The organism is Chryseolinea serpens (assembly GCF_900129725.1).
In the GTDB taxonomy this organism is placed as follows: domain Bacteria; phylum Bacteroidota; class Bacteroidia; order Cytophagales; family Cyclobacteriaceae; genus Chryseolinea; species Chryseolinea serpens.
Map to the genome: position 1 here is coordinate 439,452 of NZ_FQWQ01000001.1, position 20,876 is coordinate 460,327.

16 protein-coding genes are annotated in these 20,876 nt (G+C 51.6%); 5 read left to right on the forward strand and 11 right to left on the reverse strand.

Features of this window, described 5'->3' with window-relative positions; all coding sequences use genetic code 11:
• Positions 1-30 precede the first annotated feature (30 nt).
• Positions 31-471 (forward strand): large conductance mechanosensitive channel protein MscL, encoded by a 441-nt coding sequence (gene mscL, locus BUB30_RS01685; RefSeq protein ID WP_073130371.1) that lies wholly within the window; start codon positions 31-33, stop codon positions 469-471.
• A 391-nt stretch (positions 472-862) separates the two neighbouring features.
• On the opposite strand, the gene BUB30_RS01690 is transcribed toward mscL, so the two are convergent.
• From BUB30_RS01690 to BUB30_RS01720, 7 genes are all read right to left on the reverse strand, one after another.
• Positions 863-1,648: a c-type cytochrome gene (locus BUB30_RS01690; RefSeq protein WP_073130373.1), complete on the reverse strand. Its 786-nt coding sequence runs from the start codon at positions 1,646-1,648 to the stop codon at positions 863-865.
• 31 nt (positions 1,649-1,679) lie between these two features.
• Positions 1,680-3,176, reverse strand: coding sequence for a flavin monoamine oxidase family protein (locus tag BUB30_RS01695; RefSeq protein WP_073130376.1), 1,497 nt, complete (start codon positions 3,174-3,176; stop codon positions 1,680-1,682).
• Positions 3,177-3,566: 390 nt separating this feature from the next.
• A complete protein-coding gene (locus BUB30_RS01700) occupies positions 3,567-6,080 on the reverse strand; it encodes an ABC transporter permease (protein WP_073130379.1) in 2,514 nt (837 codons plus the stop codon).
• A 158-nt stretch (positions 6,081-6,238) separates the two neighbouring features.
• Entirely contained in the window at positions 6,239-7,198 is a 960-nt protein-coding gene (locus tag BUB30_RS01705; protein ID WP_073130382.1) for a FecR family protein, read from the reverse strand.
• Between the two features lie 209 nt (positions 7,199-7,407).
• A complete protein-coding gene (locus tag BUB30_RS01710; RefSeq protein WP_073130384.1) occupies positions 7,408-8,301 on the reverse strand; it encodes a 3-hydroxybutyryl-CoA dehydrogenase in 894 nt (297 codons plus the stop codon).
• A gap of 64 nt (positions 8,302-8,365) precedes the next feature.
• Positions 8,366-8,740, reverse strand: coding sequence for a hypothetical protein (locus tag BUB30_RS01715; RefSeq protein WP_073130387.1), 375 nt, complete (start codon positions 8,738-8,740; stop codon positions 8,366-8,368).
• On the reverse strand, positions 8,718-9,968 hold the full coding sequence (locus BUB30_RS01720) for a sterol desaturase family protein (RefSeq protein WP_073130390.1): 1,251 nt from the start codon (positions 9,966-9,968) through the stop codon (positions 8,718-8,720). The genes BUB30_RS01715 and BUB30_RS01720 overlap by 23 nt, the downstream gene beginning before the upstream one ends.
• Before the next feature lie 39 nt (positions 9,969-10,007).
• Here BUB30_RS01720 and BUB30_RS01725 point away from each other — a divergent pair, with 39 nt between their 5' ends.
• The 4 genes from BUB30_RS01725 (at position 10,008) to BUB30_RS01740 (ending at position 16,336) form a co-directional block, all read left to right on the forward strand.
• Positions 10,008-10,442, forward strand: coding sequence for a hypothetical protein (locus BUB30_RS01725; protein WP_073130392.1), 435 nt, complete (start codon positions 10,008-10,010; stop codon positions 10,440-10,442).
• Between the two features lie 266 nt (positions 10,443-10,708).
• Positions 10,709-12,580 carry a DNA topoisomerase IV subunit B gene (locus BUB30_RS01730; protein ID WP_143164729.1) on the forward strand — a complete coding sequence of 624 codons (1,872 nt, stop codon included), beginning with the start codon at positions 10,709-10,711 and terminating at the stop codon, positions 12,578-12,580.
• 46 nt (positions 12,581-12,626) lie between these two features.
• Complete coding sequence (locus BUB30_RS01735; protein WP_073130397.1) at positions 12,627-15,521, forward strand: DNA gyrase/topoisomerase IV subunit A; 2,895 nt, start codon at positions 12,627-12,629, stop codon at positions 15,519-15,521.
• Between the two features lie 146 nt (positions 15,522-15,667).
• Positions 15,668-16,336 (forward strand): OmpA family protein, encoded by a 669-nt coding sequence (locus tag BUB30_RS01740; RefSeq protein WP_084137841.1) that lies wholly within the window; start codon positions 15,668-15,670, stop codon positions 16,334-16,336.
• A gap of 61 nt (positions 16,337-16,397) precedes the next feature.
• On the opposite strand, the gene BUB30_RS01745 is transcribed toward BUB30_RS01740, so the two are convergent.
• The 4 genes from BUB30_RS01745 to BUB30_RS01760 form a co-directional block, all read right to left on the reverse strand.
• Complete coding sequence (locus tag BUB30_RS01745; protein WP_073130401.1) at positions 16,398-17,432, reverse strand: acyltransferase family protein; 1,035 nt, start codon at positions 17,430-17,432, stop codon at positions 16,398-16,400.
• A 114-nt stretch (positions 17,433-17,546) separates the two neighbouring features.
• On the reverse strand, positions 17,547-18,689 hold the full coding sequence (locus BUB30_RS01750) for a lactonase family protein (RefSeq protein WP_073130404.1): 1,143 nt from the start codon (positions 18,687-18,689) through the stop codon (positions 17,547-17,549).
• A 107-nt stretch (positions 18,690-18,796) separates the two neighbouring features.
• Positions 18,797-19,999: a family 1 glycosylhydrolase gene (locus BUB30_RS01755; RefSeq protein ID WP_073130407.1), complete on the reverse strand. Its 1,203-nt coding sequence runs from the start codon at positions 19,997-19,999 to the stop codon at positions 18,797-18,799.
• Positions 19,999-20,772 (reverse strand): M15 family metallopeptidase, encoded by a 774-nt coding sequence (locus BUB30_RS01760; RefSeq protein WP_084137843.1) that lies wholly within the window; start codon positions 20,770-20,772, stop codon positions 19,999-20,001. The genes BUB30_RS01755 and BUB30_RS01760 overlap by 1 nt, the downstream gene beginning before the upstream one ends.
• Positions 20,773-20,876 lie beyond the last annotated feature (104 nt).

Below are 20,876 nucleotides of genomic sequence, written 5' to 3' on the forward strand. Positions count from 1 at the left end.
AATTTCACTTTAACCTAACCCTCGCCACACATGCTGAAAGAATTCAAAGAATTTGCCCTTCGCGGAAATGTCATGGACCTGGCCGTTGGTGTCATCATCGGCGCAGCGTTCGGAACCATCGTCAATTCCGTTGTAAACGATCTCATCATGCCCCTGGTGGGCATTGTCTTCAAGGCTGACTTCAGCAACCTCTACATCGCGCTTAGCGAAAAAGTGATCGCCGCCAAAGCCGCCGAGCCCCAGCTGTCGCTGGCCAAGGCAAAAGAGCTTGGGCCTGTTTTCGCCTGGGGCAACTTCCTCACCGTAGCGATCAACTTCATGATCCTGGCCTTCATTATTTTCCTGATGGTGAAGGGCATGAACGCCATCAAGCGGAAAGACGCGACCACAACTCCCGCACCTCCTCCCGCACCCCCCGCAGACGTGATACTGCTCACTGAAATCCGGGATTTATTGAAGACGAAAGCCTAGGAACCTTAAACACCTCCTCGAGGATCGTTCGTGATGAACGCGGATTCCCCGTCCTGGTGTATTACCGGGCGGCCCCCCTCGGAGGCCTCGGGGCCGGGCTATCCGTTCCAAGTCCTCGCCCCGCGCACCGGCCCACCCGTCGCTGTGGGCTTTCCACTGCTATCCCTGGCCGGGCCCGCCCGTACCGAACGTATGAATAGCTCTCGATTGAAATATACCCACGGTGCGTTCCGGCGGGCGCCAGGCAAGTTTAGTGCATTGGAAATGGAAAGAGTAGTCTAACCAAATGACGTAAAAAAGTGTACACACCGGGGACCGGGAGTATATCGTCACGATAAAATTTACAATAAGAAATGATTTGCCTTAAAAGATCCTCACCGATAAGTGCCCACTATTCGACTTTAAACACCACGGAATGCTGACCACGTCGCTGCGCTTTCGACGTATAGCTTGCCGTTAGGCGATAGACACCTTTGGCATCCGTTGCAGGTTTGTCGATGATGCGAAACGTACCTTCAAATCCCGGATAAATCCAGCTGTTTTTTTTAGCGCCTTGTTCCAGGATGTAGGTTGCAATCTGCTCTGCCGCTTCCGTTGTGATATCGGGGTGCGATGGCATCTCCGACGCGCCCCACACACCAGAGGATCCTTCGATAATACGTTTTCCAAGAAGCCTGCTGCTTCCGGTTTGATTTCCATAGCGTTGGGCAATTTCCGCAAACGACGGTCCTGCCAGTGTGATCTTGTCGGCATGACACCCAAAACAAGTGGACATCTTCATCCGCGAGAGCCCCGGGGGCTCTGGTCTTGATGCGGCTTTCGCCACGATCGCTTTTACGTCTGTCGCGATAGTTGCCGGGAGGTATTCTATTTCCAGCAGACATTCAGTAGCGGTTATTTCGCCGTACTTTGACGCGCCATCCACGGCATCGGCAACAGCGATCGCGTAGCGGACCTGACTTCCCCAGGTGAAGGATTCATTTTCATGGGGCGTCAGAATTTCTACCCTGGGTTCAGAAGGTTGATGCACCTCGACGGACTTGATTATTGTTTCCTCTGGCATTTCCGGTGCAACAGTGTCAGCTGCCACGGACGGGCTACCAGCATTCGCCCAGGGCTCGATGAAACAAAGGAATTGCACCACGGCAAAGAAGATGAAAACAGAAGTGAATTTCATACGGAATACAATCAGGTATCTTCTATTTTGATCAGGCGTTATTGATTTCCTGGGCCACACGATTCGCCGAATTGGTGGCGGCTTCCATTCCCCACGAGCGGTTATCGGCATGGCCTCCGGCAAAATGGATTCTCCCATGGGGAGTGATCACATGGGGCCAGAACTGCGACAGACTCCCAAGCGCTGAATAGCCCACGCGTTCACAGCCGGCGCTAAAGGGGCCGGCGGACCAATCCTTCACCAGCGTTTGTTCGATTGTAATACTGGATTTGTTTCCCGGATACAATTCTTTAAAGGCCTCCAATGTTCGCATCGGATTGGTGCCACCCGGAGCCTTGGCCATGAGCGACACCCGGTCTGTTTCAACTTCATCGGCAACCTGCCAGATGGTTCGCAACGAAGGATGATTAAAGGTCAGGTTAATACCCGGACCATCATTGCGCCAGAAGGCAGATCGGGCCTGGAAGACAATGCGGGTGGTTTTCTCAAACGCGATGTTGTCAAAAACAAAACGTTTCTCCGGCGGCAGCTCCGGTTTGAATGGAATATTTCGCAATGCCGTCGGACGCAGACAGCTCGCGAAATAATCGCCGGAAATGGTTTTCTCTTCACCAAACTCCCGGTACTTTATCGTCACGCCACTCTCTCCGTGTTCAATTTCCTGAATCTGGCAATCGAGCTTCACGCGGGTTCCCAGGCGTTTACCAAATTCATTGGTCAACACCTGATTACCGCCCTTCAGGCGATAAAGCTCATAATCCAGATCATACTCACGCTTCCGCATAATGTAAGCCTGCCATATCGCATACAGCGCCGACGAGTCACCGTCCCCCAGCAGACTAAGCGCCGCCGCCGAAGCACCTTCCTTTTTATAGATGTCCTGGATCGATATCTTTTCCAGCGGATCGAGACCTATACCAAACGGCTGATATTCGTCCTTGAACTTCTCAAAGTAGGGCTGCAGGTATAGTGACTGCAATTTTGATTCGATGTGGGACGGTGAAGTCGACGACAGATATTTTACTTCCCGCTTGCTAAACCCTCCAAGCTCCTTCGCTTTCACAAGGAGCGCTTCCAGCTGTTGTTCTTCCGTATACCATTTCCCGTCTATTCTCGTCAACCGGTCTTTCCGGTGCAGATAGGGAAGGGCCGTAAGCTTGAATTCGTCTACGTATTTCCAGTAGTTTTTATAGCCCGGCTTCGTGAAGTTCTCTGCCCCAAAATCTGCATAAAGTCCATCCGCCAGTCCGTCATGCACCGTAAGCACCGATCCCCCAAACCGACCCGAGGCCTCCAGCACCACCACTTCGTGACCCGCCTTCATCAATTCATAGGCACAGCAAAGACCACTGATTCCACCTCCGCCAATGATGACCTTCTTCTTTGCACCGCCAGCATGATCGATCGGCTGTTTCTCAGTTTTTCCGGCTCCATCCAAGGCCCGCGCCGTGGCGTCGTTCAAAACCATACTTCCCGCTCCCGCCATCACGGCCATTTTGATAAATTCCCTCCGTTCAATAGTGCTCATCGTTGCAGTATTAGGTGATCCCTTCTCTTCTTTCTAGAGAGGGTCAAGGCCAGTTTCTCATCATTCCACAAGCCGGATAACGATTAAGATAAGGAAAGACGTGATGGAGGGTCAATTAATTATATTGGGGACGGTGTTCCCCTGTTTAAAAGGCAGGCATTTTGCAAGAATGGAACCTGCCTTATTTGGCGGCCCCCTCGGAGCCCGCCCGTACCGAACGTGTGACTAGCGCTCTATTGAAATATACCCACGGTACGTTCGGGCGGGCTATCCATTCCAAGTCCGTCCATCCTTCACCGCCTCTATTCAAAAGACCACAAGCCCAGTTGTTGGTGTCCCACCAACAACTCACATTCAGCAACCCCACCATATCTTGGCGCCGACACAACATCATTCACTCCTCAACGAAATCACCGGACTCATCAACGCTGTTTTCAACGTGATCACGACAACCGTGCTCAGCGAAACCACCAACAGGCAAACCGGCGGCACCCAAAAAATGATCCACTCCATGCCGATATGAAAGGCAAAATTGTTCAGCCATGAGTCCACGGCGAACCAGATGAACGGCAACGTCACAGCATAGGAAATGACCAGCAGCCGGACCGAGTCCTTTGAAAATAAAATAAGAACGGACGACACCGAAGCGCCAAGCACTTTACGGATCCCGATCTCCTTTAACCGCTGACTTACTGAAAATAACGCAAGTCCCAATAAACCCAGACACGCAATCACGATCGCCAGTGCTGTCAATACCGTAAAGATCTGCTTGAACTGCTGATCATCCTTGTACTGGTTATTGAAGTAATCGTCCAGGAAAAAGTATTCAAAAGCATTTCCCGGAAAGGCTGATGCATAACTTTTTCTTAATTGCTCGATCGTCCCGGGAAGATCATGACCATTGATGCGCGCTGAAAAAAAACTCCATTGATCGTAACTGGGATAAAAATATCCGATCGCACTATAACCGTCTTTTAGCGAAACCTGGTGGTAATTCTTCACCACGCCGATGATCTCGCCTTCAAACTCCTCCCACGTGCGAAATTTCACACGCTCATGAATGGCATCTTGCGGTGTTTTAAAACCCAGTCGCTGGCAAAGCTTCTCGTTGATAATGATCTTATCAGAGCCCTCATGCGCACCGACCGATGGTGCCTGATAAAAATTCATCAAGGTCATCCGAGGAAGACTGCTGTAATAAAAACGCTCGTTGGGCGCGAAATTTCTTCCCGCCACAAGCGGCATCTCATAGGTCGTAAAAAAGTTATCGTCTATGCCAACCGGGTAATAGCTCGTGTTTTTATCCACTGGTTGGTCAGCACGACGGATGGTGTTTGGGTAGGGCAACAGGTGACCGGGTAGCGCACTGTTCGCAGAAAAGTTCTCAACAGCCGGGATCGTTTTGAGTTGGTTCCTGAAGAAATTCACTTGGGCAGAAAAGGTAGAATCATAAACAGACGGCCCGCGCATCACCAGCACCTGGTCTTTGTTGTAGCCCAGATCCTGACTTTGCATAAAATTGATTTGGCGCGATACGGCCACCGTACCGGCGATGAGGAAGATGGAAATAACATATTGAAAACCCACGAGGCTTTTGCGAAGCGCAGTGCCTGATTTCGATTTTGTGAATTTTCCTTTCAAAACAAGCGCGGGATTGAATGACGAAAGAAGAAGCGCAGGATACAAGCCGACAACGAGAATTCCCGTCAGCACCGTCGCGATGATCCAAAACCAAAAGGAGAATGTATATAAGTCACCTGAAGTGAAAAGAATAGTGGCAATGTGTTTTCCGGTGAGCTGTTCAAACGCTGGAGTAGTGGCCGTCAGGAAAACGATGGCCAGCACGAGCGCCATCGCATTAATAAGACAGGCATCAAAAATAAACTGTATCACCAGCTGCTTCCGACTGGCTCCGGATACTTTCCGCAGACCGACTTCCTTGGCACGTTCAATCGCCTTCGCCGTAGAGAGATTGATATAATTGATCCACGCAATGGCCAGGATAAAAATGCCAAGCAACGAAATGAACCGGATCGTCCTGGCGCTGCCGTTCACGCTTTGTTCAATGGCGAGATTGGACTGCAGGTGGATCTCTGTCACCGGCTGGAGATCGAACGCATATCTGTTTTCGTCGTTCTCCTGGTTGCCCACATATTTTCTCACAAACGCGGGAAATTTCTTTTCAAGGTTGGCTTTATCTACGCCGGGCGCTAGCTTGACATACGTGTAAAAAGCCGGCCATCCCCAGTCATCATAACGAAACCTTTCTCCAACGGTGGAAAATGAAGAGATCGCATCAAACTGAAGATGCGAATTCTCCGGCACGTCCTTCATCACGCCGGTAACGATATAGGCCGACTGGTTCAGTCGCATCGTCTTCCCCAGCGCGCTCTCATCAGCGAAATATTTTTTCTTCACTCGCTCCGTCAGCACGATCGATCCGGCCTTTTGCAGACTGGTCAGCGGATCTCCTTCGACAAAAGGAAAACTAAATACCGAAAAGAATCCTTCATCAGCATAAAAGAAATTGAACTCATTGAAAGCAACCGACTGCCCGGCAGGGTTGGTGTATGAAACCGTCAGCGAAGGACTGGCGATTTCCGATTTTGCGAGTCGCGTAAAATATTCAACTTCCGGAAAATCTTCTTTCAGCATCGGGCCCACGGCAGGACAATTGGCCGCCGAACTCCTGACAATATCTCCATTTTCAGTATAGGCGAGCGGAACGCGGAAGATCCGCTCCACATCTTTGTGAAACGCGTCATAGCTTTGCTCCGCCGTCACAAAGCGATAAATATGCAGCACCACCATCATCCCGATGGCGAGCCCAGCAATATTGATGATGGAGAAAGTCTTGTTCCGAAGGAGATTCCTCCACGACACGAGAAAGTAGGAGCGTAACATAGGATATGGGTCTTGAAATCAAAACTTTGCCCAAATCATGCCAGACAAAAAAAGCGGCAATCAGAGCAGGAATTTATGCAAAAACTTAACCCCCGTCGCGCGGTTTTGGGAATAGATGTTCACAGTCGGTCGCCCATGCCCACGACGCCAGCTAAGCTTCACTTCAGTTTATCTGAAATCCGAACCTCATTCCCATTACGCTCAATGTCCAAATCGAACGTCTCAGCCAATGCCAATAAAATCTCATCAACGTTGAAAGAATATAGCTCCCCAGTTAGTTGCCTGTCTTGCAGAGCAGCGTTTTTGAAGCTTGTCTCCAAACCATAGACGTTTTTAAGCATGACGGCCACCTCTCGCAATGCGGTATGATTGAAAACCAATGTATCAGTTTGCCACGAAGTATATTGCCGGTGCTCCACGAAATTTCGGACTAGAGGTTGTTTGTCCATTGCCGTGGCGAGCTCGCCTGGAGCCAGAAAATGGTTTTTTTGCTCCTCTTCGCCTCGAATATTCAATTTCACCCGGCCTTCTACCAGCATGACCTGTATCTCATGCGCGCGGTTTTTGACATTGAATTCGGTGCCCAGCACTTCCACGTTAAAACTATCAGAGACGTGGACGATGAATTTCCTGTTATTCGCGGTGTGTCTCACCTTGAAAAAAGCCTCACCTTCTATCCAGACTTCACGTGTAGACGCATCGTTCCATCGGTGTTGATATCGGATAGTTGAATTGCCGTTGAGGGTCACTTCGGAATTGTCGGGGAGTATGACCTTTTCGCGCTTCCCGTATTCGGTTCGGATCTCCGTTGGCCTATTGAAATTCCAGTAAAGCAGGCCAGCCGTTACAGCGAGCATCAAAAACGCGGCTGCCGCTCCCCACATCCAGGGCGACCATTTAGCCGAATTACTGCGTTCGTTTGTGCGATTGATCCTGGCCTGGATGTTGGCGTAGATTGTGCGCTTCAGCGTTGCGCGCTCGTCTTCGGACAAACCATCCAAAGCCGATGGAGCCTGTAAAGCATCTTGCCAAAATTGTTCCAGCTTCCGTTTTTCTTCGTCAGACGCGCTGCCTGCCTTGAGGCGCTGAATCATCCTTGACAACTGACGTCTATCCATTCGTTTTCTTGAAGAGAGGCCAATAATCTAACAACATTTTTTCATCGCGTATTTAAGGGCGTTGGAAAATCACCTTTCAATCTTGATTCCTCTTTTTCAAAATTTGCGTCGACGGACTCAAACTAGCCCAACGGCACTCCGCTCATACGAAAAAAACGACGGACCAACCGTTGGTTTTCTTATGCACCGCAGCAATGGCCACGACGAGGTTAGGCCTTTTTGAACTGGGGCGCGACCACCAATTCCTTGCTACCCGCGGCGTAGGCATAGAACCCTGCACCGGATTTCACCCCACGATGCCCCGCCTGCACCATGTTCACAAGCAAAGGACAAGGCGCATATTTAGGATTGCCAAAACCCTGGAACAACACTTGCAAAATGGCCAGACAAACATCCAGTCCAATAAAATCAGCCAATTGCAACGGCCCCATCGGGTGAGCCATACCCAGCTTCATCACCGTATCGATCTCTTCCACACCGGCCACACCTTCATGCAACGTGCAGATAGCCTCATTGATCATAGGCATGAGTATGCGATTGGCCACAAAACCAGGATAATCATTCACCTCCACCGGCACCTTACCCAACGCACGCGAAAGCTCCATCACCGTCTGCGTCACTACGTCGGTTGTCGTGTAGCCCCGGATCACCTCCACTAGCTTCATGACCGGAACAGGATTCATAAAATGCATACCGATCACTTTGCCCGGCCGCTTCGTAACGGACGCGATCTTCGTGATAGAGATAGACGATGTATTAGACGCCAGTATAGCATCGGGCGCGGCGTGCGCATCAAGCTCCCGGAAGATATTCAATTTCAGATCCACATTCTCCGTGGCGGCTTCCACCACCAGTTCTGCCTGGGCAATGCCCGCCTTCAGATCGGTGAACGTGGTGATCAGCGACAATGCCTGTTGCTTGTTCTCCGCCGTCAACGTGCCCTTTTCCACCTGGCGCGACAGGTTCTTGTCGATGGTGGCCACCGCTTTTTTCAGGGCGTCTTCCGAGACATCGATCAGGGATACTTTATAGCCATATTGAGCAAAAACGTGGGCGATACCATTTCCCATGGTGCCCGAACCGATAACAGCAATGTTCTTCATGCAAAAAGGATTTAGGGTGCCTGATTACGGAGGCAATATGGGCAAATGCCGCTAACGGAAAAAATCAATCCTCGATTGCAAGCTCCTTGGCCAGGCCCATGGCATTGAACCGGATGGCCAGCCGTTTGGTCCCCGGGTTGGCCGATGCACAGGCAGGTGCGGGCTGAACAAAATAGTAAAAGAATTTCTGGTTGCGCTTATACAGCTCGTTCTGATCGGGCTTGCCCAGCACGGCCACAATATCGTCCTCACTAAGGGCCAGCAGCTTATCCTTCTGTTGTTCGATCAACGCGGCCATGGCCATTCGCTTGTCGCCACAGGCATTCTTATCGTCTTTCCAGGCCGCAAGATCAACACCGTCCAGGGTGGGAAGGGCTTTGCCACACGACGTCAACAAACTTCCCACAACCACCACACTAAGCCAAAGCCATCTGCGCATATCGCTTTTGAATAAAGTAAAACCAGCTCGCTGAGATCAAAAAGTAGGCAGCGGCCAGCAAATATAACCAGGAAGCCCAGCCATTCATAAAACAAAGCACTGCCAACAGCCCGGGGAAAACAAAAATACGCACCCACTCCAGGTACTTGGCCCAGGCCCGGTTCTCGAACAGCACCCCGGCATTGACCACTACCACGCAGACCAACAGGCTGATAAAGCCCTTTTCGCCCAACGAAAACTTCCCAGCATTGAAAAGAAACAACGCCGTGCCTACCAGGCAAAGCACATACTGGAAGACCACATAATAGTTGAGCAGGGCAGGAGCGGGGGTATCGTATTTCTTATAGGTCGACTTATCGACCGCGGGCGCCGGCCGGTAGCCCCCCAGGTAGTCGGGAAGCCAGCCTGGCTTTTTGAAGAGGTAGCGGAATTTGTCATACCACTTGGGGATGCGCTTCAGGTCGTGGGCCATCTCTACATAGTGGCTCACGTTGGCAAAGACCGGGTTCCAACTGTTGATGGGTTTGGTGATGCCATAGGTCGGTTTCTCTTCTTCGGGTTGAAAGGTGCCAAACATCTTGTCCCAGATGATGAGCGAGCCTGCGTGGTTCTTGTCGATGTATTTCGGGTCGCGTCCATGGTGCACGCGGTGGTGGGAGGGCGTGTTGAAAACGTACTCAAACCAACCCATTTTGCCAATGGTCTCGGTGTGGATCCAAAACTGGTAAAGCGTGTTTAAGGCGCCTACAAGGGCGAAATGGAGCGTGTCGAACCCCAAAAAAGCAATCGGAAGACTAAACGCAAAGGTCCACACCACCTGTAGCGAGCTTTGCCGCAGCGCTACCGACAGATTGTATTCTTCGCTTTGATGATGCACCACATGTCCGCCCCAAAACAGGTTGATCTCGTGGCTCATGCGATGGGCCCAATAGTAGGCCAGGTCCACCAAAAGGAATAAAACGAGCCAATACAACACCTTCCCACTGGCCGGCATCGTTTGCAGGTTCCACGAAAAAAAAGCAAAATTCTCGAACAGGACCTGGTAAATGCCGATGGCGAAGATCTTCAAAAACAACCCCGACAATTGCGAGGTGATGCCGCAGCTCAGGTTGGCAATAGCATCGGGCAAGCGGTAAAGATCCTTATGGGTGAATCTTTCCACCACCAGTTCAATCCCGATCAGGATGAAAAAAATAGGGATGGATAGAACAATGGGGTTTACGTTCAAGGCTATTTATCGTTTAATTTGCACCCAAATTTAACAAACATGGGGTTAAAGATTTTAAAGGGCATTTGGTTTCTTTCGGTGATCGTAGTGGTGATAGATGTCCTGTATGTTTATGCAAGCCTTCCGGAACACGTTGTCATTCAGGAGGAAGCGACCGGCATGACCGCCATTGGCCGCGACCCGTTCTTCTACGGCGCCATCTCCTTCATCATCCTCACCAACGCCCTGGTCTTCCTCATCGGCAAAGTATTTGCCCACCGGCCCGACTTCCGGACCTGGTTTTATGGCTTTATGGTGGTGCTGAACTTCTTTTTTGTGATGTCATTGAGCTTTATTTCCCTGTATAACAGCAACGAGAAATTCGACTACAGCCGGATCGATTTCGCGATCTATGGAAGTGTGATCCTGATCGTGGTCTGGGCCCTGGCGTGGCCGGTGTATAGCTTGTACAGGAAATTTACGGCTAAATCTTAGATTAAGACAAGGTATTCAAGTATTTGAATATCACTAATTTATAGTGATACAGTTAATGTATTTTTGAAAATTAGAAACATGAAAAACGCTGGAACTGATTTTAAAAATTGTTTTATTCGTCGCGAATTGATCAATACGTTCAGGAATGCCCCCGGAAAGATGATTTCCGCGACTTTTTAAAACGCAAGAATTGATTTTTTGAGCTTGTATCATTCTTTAACTTATTCCGGAAACGTGTTATGGGAAAAGCAGAAAAACCTTCGGCTATGCTAGAATATAATGAATCGAGTATCAAGTCGCTCGACTGGCGCGAGCACATCCGTCTCCGCCCGGGGATGTATATCGGTAAACTGGGCGACGGTTCTTCCAAGGACGACGGCATCTATGTGCTCGTAAAAGAAGTGATGGACAACTCCATCGACGAGCACATGATGGGCCATGGCAAGACCATCGAGGTGAAGATAACCGACCAAAAAGTGACCGTACGCGACTACGGACGCGGTATTCCGCTGGGTAAGGTCGTTGACGTCGTGTCCAAGATCAACACGGGCGCGAAGTACGACAGCGGCGCCTTCCAGAAGTCGGTAGGGTTGAACGGTGTGGGTACCAAGGCGGTGAACGCCCTCTCCAACTACTTCAAAGTACAGGCTTTCCGCGAAGGGCAGGCCAAGTTGGCCGAATTCAAAAAAGGCGTGCTCACCAACGACGCGCGCGTCACCAAGACCGACGAGAAGAACGGCACCCTGGTGGAGTTCGAGCCCGACAACAGCATGTTCAAGAACTACCACTTCATTCCCGAATACCTGGACGACCTCATGTGGAACTACGCCTTCCTCAATGCCGGTCTCACCGTCCTCTATAACGGCAATAAGTATTTCTCGAAAGACGGTCTGCTCGATCTGCTGAAGCAAAAGACCGACGCGGAAGATCTTCGTTATCCCATCGTCCATTTGAAGGGCAACGACATCGAAGTAGCCTTGTCGCATGGCAATCAATACGGTGAAGAATACTATTCCTTTGTGAACGGTCAGAACACCACCCAAGGGGGAACGCACCTTGCCGCCTTCCGCGAAGGCATCGTAAAAGGCGTGCGCGACTTCTACAAGAAAGACTATGACGCGGCCGACATCCGTGCCAGCATCGTGGCGGCCATCGCCGTGCGCGTGCAGGAGCCGGTGTTCGAATCGCAGACCAAGACCAAGCTGGGCTCGACCAACATGGCGCCGGATGGAGCGACCGTTAGAAGCTTCGTGGGCGACTTTGTGGCGAAAGAGCTCGAGATCTATTTGCACAAGAACCCGATCGCTGCCGATGCGATGTCGAAACGCATCCTGCAATCGGAACGCGAACGGAAAGAGATCGCCGGCATTAAGAAGCTGGCCAACGACCGCGCCAAGAAAGCCAACCTCCACAACCGGAAGCTCCGTGACTGCCGTTACCACTTCGACGAAAAGAACGAAAAGGGCGTAGACTCCATGATCTTCATCACCGAGGGCGACTCGGCCAGCGGATCGATCACCAAGTCGCGCAGCGTGGAAACACAAGCCGTTTTCAGTTTGCGGGGTAAGCCTTTGAACTGCTATGCGCTGACCAAAAAAGTAGTATACGAAAACGAAGAGTTCAACCTCCTCCAACACGCCCTCAACATCGAGGACGGCCTCGAAGGTCTTCGCTACAACAAAGTGATCGTCGCCACCGATGCCGACGTGGACGGCATGCACATCCGCTTGCTGCTGATGACGTTCTTCCTCCAATTCTTCCCCGAGTTGGTAAAGGCAGGACACGTGTTCATTTTGGAAACGCCGCTCTTCCGCGTACGCAACAAGAAGGAAACCATCTACTGCTATAGCGAAGAAGAAAAACAAGCCGCAGTAGCGAAGTTGGGATCAAAACCCGAGATCACCCGCTTCAAAGGTTTGGGCGAGATCTCGCCGGATGAGTTTGGAAACTTCATCGGCGAAGACATCCGCCTGCAACCCGTGTTGATGGGCAAGGAAGGACACCTCAACCGGATCCTCGAATTCTATATGGGCAAGAACACCCCCGATCGCCAGGGATTCATCATCGACAACCTGCGCATCGAATTGGATAAGGTGGAGGCCAAGGAAGAGGTTGTTGTTGCGGAAGAAGAAGCTTAAGTGGAATATTGAAAAAAGACATTAACGTGAGAAGAAGCCATAGATCATGAGCAAAAAAGAAAAACCCAAAGCCGCGCCCCCCTATAGACCCCCCGTGCCGCCACAGGATGGAGAAGGCGGCGGTGAGGTGCACTCGGTCGCCATCGACGGTTTATACGAAAGCTGGTTCCTGGACTACGCCTCATACGTAATCCTGGAACGGGCTGTCCCCAAGATCGAAGACGGTTTCAAACCCGTGCAGCGCCGCATCATGCACTCGTTGAAGGAAATGGACGACGGCCGGTTCAACAAGGTCGCCAACGTGATCGGTAACACGATGCAGTATCACCCCCACGGTGATGCGGCCATCGGGGAGGCCATCGTCAACATCGGCCAGAAAGATATCCTCATAGAAACCCAGGGCAACTGGGGCGATGTACGCACCGGCGACGGCGCGGCGGCCCCGCGTTACATTGAAGCCCGGCTTTCCAAATTCGCCCTCGATGTGGTCTACAACCCGCAAACCACCGAGTGGCAACTCTCGTACGACGGCCGCAAGAGAGAGCCGGTAACGCTGCCGGTGAAGTTCCCGTTGTTGCTCGCACAAGGTGTGGAAGGGATAGCCGTGGGGTTATCCACCAAGATCCTGCCCCACAACTTTAATGAGCTCATCAAGGCCTCGATCGACGTGCTCAAAGGCAAGAACCCGAAGGTCTACCCCGACTTCCCCACAGGCGGTACGGGCGATTTTACCGACTATAACCAAGGGCTTCGCGGCGGCAAGATCAAAGTGCGCGCCAAGATCGAAATAATGGACAAAAAGACGTTGATAATCAAAGAGATACCATTCTCTACGACAACCACTTCTTTAATGGAATCCATCGTGAAGGCCAGCGAGAAGGGACAGATCAAGGTGAAGCAAGTGATCGATAACACGGCCAAGGACGTGGAGATCCAGATCCTGTTGCAACCCGGGCAGTCACCCGAGATCGCCATGGATGCCCTCTATGCATTCACCGATTGTGAGATCAGCATCTCGCCCAACGCCTGCGTGATCATCGAAGATAAGCCCACCTTCCTCACCGTAGGCGACATCCTCAAATACAACACCCGTCAGACGGTCGAGTTGCTGAAAAGGGAACTCGAGATCCGGAAAGGCGAATTGATGGAGAAGATCCTCTTCTCGTCGCTCGAGAAGATCTTTATCGAAAACCGGATCTACCGCAACATCGAAGAGGCCGAAAGCTGGGAGGAAGTGATCGAGACGATCGACAAAGGCCTGAAGCCCCACAAAAAGAAATTCTACCGCGAGATCACCCGCGACGACATCATCCGCCTCACGGAGATCCGCATCAAACGCATCTCAAAATTCGACTCGTTCAAAGCCGACGAGATGCTGCGCGACCTGCAGAAAGAGTTGAAGGAGACCGAGCATAACCTGAAAAACCTCACGGACTATGCCATCGCTTACTACCAAAACCTGCTAACCAAATACGGCAAAGGACGCGAACGCAAGACCGAGATCAAGAGCTTCCAGTCGGTGACCGCCGTGGAGGTAATTGCCAACAACCAGAAATTATACGTGAACCGTGCCGATGGCTTTGTCGGTTACGGCTTGAAACGCGACGAATACATCGCCGATTGCTCCGAGCTCGACGACATCATTGCTATCCGCAAAGACGGCAAGATGCTCGTGTCGCGCATCCAGGAGAAAGCCTTCATGGGCAAGGACATCCTGTTCGTGGGCATTTGGAAAAAGGGCGACGAGCGCATGGTCTATAACGTGATCTATTCCGATGGAAAGAGCGGTCAGGGTTTTGTGAAACGTTTCAATCTGCCGGGGATGATCCGCGACAAGGAGTATGACCTCACACAGGGCAACCCGAACTCGAAGCTCTACTATGTATCAGGCAACCCCAATGGCGAGGCCGAGCAAGTGGAGGTGAAGTTGTCGCAGTCCAGCAGCGCCCGGAAGAAGATATTCAAATTTGATTTTGCGGAATTGGAAGTGAAAGGCCGCGGGGCGAGGGGTAACATCCTCACCAAATACCCCCTGCGGAAAGTAGACTTCCTCAAGGCCGGAGGCTCCACGCTGAGCAAGCTCGACCTCTGGTACGATGCCGATGCCGGTCGCATCAATAAGGAAAAGCGCGGCAAGTACCTCGGCAAATTCGAAGGCGACGACCAACTCATCGCTTTTGGTCGCAATGGCACTTATAAGATTACCGGCTACGAGATCACCAATCGCTACGAACCCGAGAAGACGTTGCTCGTCGAGCGCTTCAATCCCGAGAAACCCATCTCGGCAGTATATGTCGACGGCGAGAGCAAGCAATTCATGGTGAAGCGTTTCCTCATCGAGACCAGCACCGCCGACAAGGAATTCGGTTTCATCTCCGAAGGCATCGGCTCGCGCCTGGTGGTGGTCACCACGTCCGAGACACCGGAGGTTGAAGTGACCGAAGTGAAAGGCAAAGACAAAGAGAAGGTGACCGACACGGTGAACCTGGAGGAGATCGTGGAGATAAAAGGCTGGAAGGCGCTGGGCAACCGCCTCAGTCAAAACAAGGTCACGAATGTGACGTTGGTGGCCGAACCGGAAGAAACAGGTTTTGAAGAAGGAGATGAGGAGAACAACCTCGTGGAGGCAGCGGAAAGCGGCCAAAAAAAAAAGAAGAACCTGACCACAACCAGTGGATCGAAGAAGGGGAGCAAGCCAGCCTCTTCGCCGAGCCCGAAAAGCCGAAACACCAAGTCCCCGCAAACCAGCAAGGCGAAAGCCAGCGGCCAAAAGTCAAAGTCGAGCAGCAAGACCTCTTCGGCCAAGCCCAAAGCCGCAGCCAAGAAAGCGCCAGCGAAGAAAGCTCCCGCCAAAAAGGCCCCGGCCAAGAAGGTGACAGCCAAAAAAGCGACACCGAAGAAAGCGGCGAAACCGGCGAAAGCAGCGAAGAAAAAACGCTGAGAGAAAGAGGTGAACAGGGCAGCAACCGTGAAGGTGGCAAGGCTTTTGGTGTAGGTGAAACGATTGATCTTGATTTATAACGAAGCATTCCGGTATTCACCGGAGTGTTTCGTTTCACTTTATAAAAGTTATCTACCTTTGCTCGCATGAAGACTCTCATTATTTCCTTTGGCTTGTCTATGGTTGTCACCCTCGTCATGGCGCAAGAGCCGGAGATCCTCGCCGAAGGCAAGGTCACCGACTCGCGGACCAACAAGGGCATCAAAGCCAATGTCAAATACAGCAGCATCCCCACCGGAAGCATCTTCGGGCGTTTTAACGACAGCACGTTCTCGTTCCCCATATTTGGCACCGCCAAATACCAGATCACCGCAGAAGCCACCGGCTACAATCCCCGCACCGTCATCGTCGATCCCAAAGACATCGACGCCAACCGCAAAGTGCTTCGCGACATCTCGCTGACACCCACCGGCCAAACCATGCGCTTGACACACCTGATCTTCGCGCAAGGCAAATCCACCATCGACCCGAAATCGTTTGGCGAGTTGGATGAGGTTGCTCAGATGATGAAGGAAAACACCAAGATCGTCATCCAATTGGAAGGCCACACCGACAACCAGGGCAGCAGCAAGGCCAATCTTGCGCTGTCGGAAGAACGCGTAGAAGCCGTGAAGAAATATCTGGTGAACAAAGGCATCGCCAAAGACCGTGTGAAGACAAAAGCGTTTGGTGGCAGTCAGCCCCTCTCCAACGAAATGACCCAGGAAGCCCGCGCCCTGAACCGGAGAGTCGAAATGCGCATTCTGAAAGACTGACGATCTGCCTTTCCCGATCACGCAGCAACACGTGCAAGCGTATACGTAGAAGCAATTAAACTTAGCCCCGCTTAAGCTTTAAAAACCGTTTCTCAACCAGGAACCAGGATAGCACCGCTATGGGCAATGTGCAGAGAAGGCAAATGAAAAAAGTGACCGGTATGGAAAATCTATTCCCTATAGCGGCATAGACAATCTGTTGAACAGGAAAACCGAAAAGATAAAGGCCGTATGAAAAATCGCCGTACCGTCCAAACCTTGCCGTAAACGCAGGAGAATCACTGTCACCGATAATTACCGTTGCCGCCGGAAGCAGCAGGATCAGGAATACAATATGATAGGTGCATAGGAAAATGGAGAGGCCAAATACGATCAGCGCGATCAGGCCCATCTGCGGGAAGGACGACAACCGGTGCTTCCATCCGTTCATGGCAGCGCCACAAAAAAAGCAATACCCAAAGAGAATGAAGTAATGCACCGAAAGGTAGATAAAAGGAAAACTAAAATTGTCGGCCACCTGGAAGACCTGCTGCAGCAGAAGAAGCATTAGAAAACAGCACCAGAGAATGGTAACGATCCTGCGCCGGATCGTAAAGAACAGCACCCCCAATACAGCATACATGGTAAGCTCATACGGTATGGTCCAAAGAGAACCATTGACGATAGAGTGTTTATGATTTTCGAAAACGCCCGGTAAATCATATTGGATCCAAAGACCGCCGGCATTTTTCAAATAGGTGTAGGTGGTTGGCGACGAAAAGTAAGTCGCCAGTTCTTGCGTGCTCAGCAATGCAAGAAGGACGATACTCACCACAACGACAAAGATCAACCCCGGATAGATCCTGAGCATCCGTTTCCAGGCAAAGTTCCATAGGTTGGTGCTCCGTTGTGCGCTGCCGAAGACAAGGTATCCGCTGATCGAAAAGAAGATCATGACACCCACCTCGCTTAACTTTAACTGTTGATGGCTAAAGGAAAAAAAAGGTTCAACGGTTGGGAAACCGAAAAGATCGTAGGTGTGACTGTAGATGACTGCGGATGCCGCAAGGAAACGCAAAAAATCGAAATTGTTTCTTTTGTGTGAAGCAAGGCTCATGCCGGCGATCCTATTTTAACGGATTGTAGGTCAAGGGTAGCAAAAATTCAGCGATGGCCTATTCAGCGAGCGAATGTCTTCTTCATAAGAACGATCCACTCGTTTTTTTTGGCACTACAGTGTCAGCATCTTTAAACAAACCGGCGAAGGCACCTTTAGGGGTTTCCCCACCACGGTGAGCTTACCGGTCTTTGGATTGATGCGGTAGGTAACAATGTTGTCGGAATCCATGTTGGCTACGAAGATGAATTCACCCTTGGGATCCATCATGAAATTTCTCGGCGTTTTTCCGCCAACATCCTGCGTGCCGACGAACGTCAATTTTCCCGTCGTAGGTGAAATGCTGAAGATGCTGAGTGCATTGAGCCCGCGATTGGACATGTACAGGAATTTACCCTTCGGATCGATGTGGATATCGGCGCTGGTGTTTTGCTCCTTGAAGGTGACGGGGAGGGAACGGACCGTGTCTTCCACCACTGTCCAGGCGCCACTGGTTTTGTCTACGGCATAGACACCTACCGTCGATGTCAATTCTTCTGCCACGTAAGCAAATTTGCCATTCGGATGCCAGGTCATGTGCCGGGGACCGGCTCCGGGCGTGATGTTAACCTCCGGGGTATTGGCCGGCTGTAGGGTGCCATTTGTTTCATCGAAGTTATAGACATAGATCTTGTCGGTGCCGAGGTCGGCTACATAAAGAAATTTGTTGTCGGGCGAGATCATCGTGGAGTGCACGTGCGGGCCTTCCTGCCGCTTGGGGTTCACACTGTTGCCCGTGTAGCGTTTGGCATCGGAAGGAGTGCCCAGCAGGCCGTCGTCAAACAGGGGCAGCACAATGAGGTTGCCTTGGCTATAGTTGGAGATGAAGGCAAACTGGCCGGTTTTGTCTACCGTGATGTGGCAGGGGCCGTCGCCATAGGACGACCGGTTGTTGAGGCCGCTCAGTCTCCCGGTCTTGGGATCGATGCCATAGGCGCTCACAGAGCCCTTCTCGCTATCGTTCACATCGGCTTTTCCGCTATTGACAGAATATAAGAATTTATGATTGGGATGGATGGCCAGGAAGTTGGGGCTCTCTAAACCCGGCACGGTCTGCAAGGGTTTGAACGTGCGTTTGACGCGGTCGAATGTAAAGGCGTAGATGCCCTGGCTGCCACGAACGGAGTAGGTGCCCACGTACATGATCTCTTTCTTCTGCTGGGCACTGACCGTAAAGAAAACCAAGAGCGAAAGGAGTGCGGGTATCAGTCTTTTCATCAGTTTGGGGAGTAGCGTTTCAAAACTAAACTAACTTTTCACAACCGCCAAGCAGAAGCGCGGCACACGGTGTTTTGTAGCGTGGAAAGATACGGAGAATCGAGGCGTTAGCTGGCCACCTTTTTTTGAACGGCAACCCTGATCTTTTTGGTGTAGGCCAAGGAAGCAAACAGGTCGCCACTGGGGCGCCGGCGCCGGTGCATGGTCACGGGGTCGCATTCATACAGACCGAAGCGCATAGAAGGGCCGAGGTGCCATTCAAAGTTGTCCCACGTGCTCCAGAAATAATAACCCTTGATGTCGATGCCGTCTTGCAGCGCCTCGTGGAGGATGAGCGCATAATCCTGGATCGCTTGCAAACGCAGGAAGTCGCTTTCGTCGCAGACGCCGTTCTCGGTGATGATGATGGGCTTCTTGTATTTGTTCCAATACCGGTCGATGCAGGTGCGCAATCCTTCGGGGTGATATTCCCAGATGTCGTCGTGGCGGCGGCCGAGGGCTTTCATCTTTTCGGGTGTTTCCAGGAAAGTGATGGGCAACGGGTCGTGGGGGATCCTTCCATAATAGCTCATGCCAAAGAAATCCGCCTTCTCGAAATGGCTGGGCACGTATTCCATGAACCACCAGTCGGAGAGGCGCGCGGGAAACCAACCCAACAGATTTTCGGCCGAAAAAACGGTGGCGTTGTGCGAGATGCCGACGGGCTGTGTGGGGAATTTTTCTTTGATGTAATCGTATACCTGGTCGTGGGCCAGTCCCATGTTCTTCACCACTTTACCGGCCAGGAGCGGATTGATCTTGAAAGGAGGGAAGAAGGCCGTGATCCAGCCGTAGCTGGCGTACACGTTGGGTTCGTTGAAGGTATTCCAGAACGACACATATTCGCCAAACTCATCCACCACTTTGCGGGCAAAGTCCACCCAATACGGGATGTTCTCTTCTTTTTCCCATCCACCCAACCGGGAAAACCAGAGCGGGTTGGTGAAATGGTGGAGCACCATCATGATGTCGACACCCTTTGCTTTCAGATCCTGGATAAAGGCATGGTATTCCTGTGCGGTCTCGCGGTGGAATGTTCCATAGGGCTCGCGTTGCAGCTTGCTCCACTGCAGGCTCATGCGGTAGTTTGGCGCCAGCGAGGCGATGATGCCGGCGTCTTCCTGGAAGCGTTTCTCGTGGTCGGTAGTGCGGTCGAAGACAAATCCGTGGCGGGCTTTCACGCCTTGCCAATCGTGTTCAAAAGCGGTTTCAATCTGGGGGGCGGCGGTGCTGGTGCCGAAGAAGAAGGCGTCCGGGAATTGGATCTTCATCACCGGCGGGTCATGGCGCTTTGGGTGACTTCCCATTCTTTCCAATACTTCCGGAGCATCTGGAGATCCTCTTCGAGGCAGGGGTAGTCGGTTTGGGGAACAGAAGGCAGGATGCCCGCGGTAAGGTGCTTGGAGGTCAGGCCGCCGGTCCATTCGAAATGGCCGGGGTCATAAGGCTTGCGCCAGCGTCCACCCCAACGCAGACCTAGTTTTTCACCGGTCACGCCCACTTTGCGCCAGAGGGCCACATTGTCCCACACGGCAACGGAGTCCACGATCGGCACAACGTCGATCGCCAGACCATATTGGTGCTTGGAGCGGCCGGCGCCGGAGTTGGTGTATTTCTTACCCATGGTCTTGTATTCGTTTTGCTTGGCATGGGTGCGGTAGGATTCCACAATGGCCAGCTCGATGCCTTTGGCGCGGCAGTCGATGACGAGTTGTTTTATTTTATCACGGAAATAGGGATGCAGGGCGTCGAGATCGGTGATCATGGCCATGGCGCCACGGTCCTTGCCGAACGTATAATTCTGAACGCTGCTCCAGGTTTTCCAGGCTTCCGCGGTATCGATGGCCTCAATGACGTCGGCAATGGAGGCGGAAAAGCCTCTGCGGTAGGGTATAACTACATTATCCTCAACAGGTTCCTCGTGGAACCATTCGGCGTGTTTGCGGCAATCGAAGGGGGCTAAAAGGTCGCCAATCTGGGCGTTGGAAGAGAAACCAGCCACTACAAAAGCTACTGAAAGAGAGAGTTTTAGAACGGTACGCATCAACTAATCCTACATTTTAGCAGGCAAATATATGATTTTTAGACGATTGGGGTCCTATTTTTCATCACCCGAATACCGTTAATTTTTTAACATTTACATCCGGC